Origin of the sequence: Pseudomonas orientalis, from assembly GCF_001439815.1 — a bacterium.
Classification (GTDB): domain Bacteria; phylum Pseudomonadota; class Gammaproteobacteria; order Pseudomonadales; family Pseudomonadaceae; genus Aquipseudomonas; species Aquipseudomonas orientalis.
The window spans coordinates 1-540 of the sequence record NZ_JYLM01000036.1 but is presented as its reverse complement, the minus strand read 5'-3'; the positions used below and the strand labels follow the sequence as shown (position 1 = coordinate 540).

Sequence of the window (540 nt, the reverse complement as noted above, 5' to 3'; positions counted from 1 at the left end):
ACATTCGCCGAAAATTCGAATTTCTCGTTAAGAGAACTCACAAATTTTACCTTAGCCTGAGCCGTTACCAGTGAAAGTAACGGTCAGTCTATCTTTCTATCACATACCCAAATTTTTAAAGAACGATCTAATCAAAGACTAGAAATCAATATTCATGTGCGAATATTCATTTCTAAACTCTAACAGCAGAAGCAGTTAATGGTGGAGCCAAACGGGATCGAACCGTTGACCTCCTGCGTGCAAGGCAGGCGCTCTCCCAGCTGAGCTATGGCCCCATAACAAAATTGGTGGGTCTGGGCAGATTCGAACTGCCGACCTCACCCTTATCAGGGGTGCGCTCTAACCAACTGAGCTACAGACCCAATTTCGAGCGCGTAACTGATTAGCTAAGAGCTATCAGCTTGGAGCTTAAAGCTGCTTCTTTTCGTCTTCTTCAATGAATCAAGCAATTCGTGTGGGAACTTATGGAGCAGCTGATGTCGTCGATTAAGGAGGTGATCCAGCCGCAGGTTCCCCTACGGCTACCTTGTTACGACTTCA

The 540-nt window shown here is 45.7% G+C and carries 2 tRNA genes and 1 rRNA gene; all 3 read right to left on the bottom strand.

Going from position 1 to position 540, the window contains the following annotated elements:
• Positions 1 to 199: 199 nt before the first annotated feature.
• A tRNA-Ala gene (locus TU82_RS27370) sits at positions 200 to 275 on the bottom strand.
• A gap of 10 nt (positions 276 to 285) precedes the next feature.
• A tRNA-Ile gene (locus tag TU82_RS27365) sits at positions 286 to 362 on the bottom strand.
• A gap of 125 nt (positions 363 to 487) precedes the next feature.
• A 16S ribosomal RNA gene (locus tag TU82_RS27360) occupies positions 488 to 540 on the bottom strand; the annotation flags it as partial.